The 1526-nt window shown below is 32.5% G+C and carries 1 protein-coding gene; it reads left to right on the top strand.

Features of this window, described 5'->3' with window-relative positions:
• Positions 1-31: 31 nt before the first annotated feature.
• The coding region (locus F1B92_RS09480; protein ID WP_326833140.1) for a TonB-dependent receptor domain-containing protein at positions 32-1526 on the top strand (1495 nt) is incomplete at its 3' end.

Below are 1526 nucleotides of genomic sequence, written 5' to 3'. Positions count from 1 at the left end.
AAAAATATGAAGTTGGGGGGGGAAAGGCAGCATAGGCAACAAATATTGTAATGAAGAAGTATTTGATCCAAAAACACGTAAAAAATATTATAAGTGTTCGGATGGAACACGTTATTATGGAGATAAGCCATATAATCCACCATACAATACAGACAGACTAAATTACAAACCACAAAATCATATTGCAAANNGGGGGGGGAAAGGCGAAGTTGAAGGGATAAAGTATATAGGTCCTAAGAAAGATCGTAGCGGTGATTTATACTGGGAAGATCCAAATGATAAATGGAGTAGAAGATACACCTCAGGTCGCCCACCATATAACGTAGATGCTTTCAATCACGAACCACAAAATCATATTGCAAAAATAGAGTATGGAGATAACTACAATACCCTATCTTTACAATACAGAAATTATCACACCAAAATAGCACAAAGAAAAACTAAGCAAGATACTTATCAAGCTAATTATAATTTAAAAGATCCAAATAATGATAATATTGATTTAAATGTTCTCATTGCACAGACAAAAGGCACTCAAAATTATGAAAAAGGGGCATTATTTACATCAAGTATCCTAAAAGATAGTTTAACTACAAAAAACACTTCAAAAACTTTTGATATAAACAATAAATTTCTAACTACATTTGAGAATGGATTTGTAGAAACAAGAGTTGGTTTTAGTTTGCTTAAAAACCACTACTATAGAAGCAGAGATACACATGAAGTAAATTATGAAGATAAAAAAGTGGCTAATAACACAACATCAGGAAGATATGGCACTTCAGCAAATGGTGCATTAAAAGAGGGTTGGCCAGCAAATACAGTCTATCCAGCAGGTGGGCATGAGTTTAGATCTATTTATTTAGATAATACCATAAATTACGGCATTTTTACCTTTAATACAAATTTAAACTGGACAAGGTATCATCAAGAGGGGGAGCAGTTTTATACGCTTCATCAGTTGTTACAAAAAAATATTGAAAAATCTTTTATTGATCGTAGAGGTAAAAAACAAACATATAAGGTTGATTATTTTTCGTCTTTAAATGCAGAATTTTTTGTCGCAGATGGTGAATTAAGCGAGGAACATAAAGCACTTAGGGATAAATATTTTAAATATGAACCACAAAGCGAAGACGAAGATGATGAAAGCAATAACGGGAGCGATAGGGAGTGTCAAGAAGATTATTGTCCTAAAAACGGCACAAGAACCCCAGTAAAATTTAAACCAGAAAATGAAAACAAATATCTAAACTACGCTTTTGGACTCTCAGCCTACATACACGATCTATTTACTCCTTTTGTAAATCACTCAAAAACTCACCGTGCACCAAATATCAAAGAGGCATATTTTAGCGAGTTTGGAAAATGGGGTGTAAATAATAACTTAAAGCCAGAAGTTGCTAAAACTTGGCAAGTAGGCTTTAACTCATACAAAGATGGGCTTTTTAGTGATGATGATAAATTTAGATTTAAGTTTTTAACTTATAAAACTAAAATCAAAGACTATATAGTAAATACCAAAG

It is taken from the genome of Campylobacter portucalensis (genome assembly GCF_009690845.1).
In the GTDB taxonomy this organism is placed as follows: domain Bacteria; phylum Campylobacterota; class Campylobacteria; order Campylobacterales; family Campylobacteraceae; genus Campylobacter_B; species Campylobacter_B portucalensis.
Note: the sequence above shows the minus strand (reverse complement) of the source record. Positions and strands in the feature narration are given on the sequence as shown.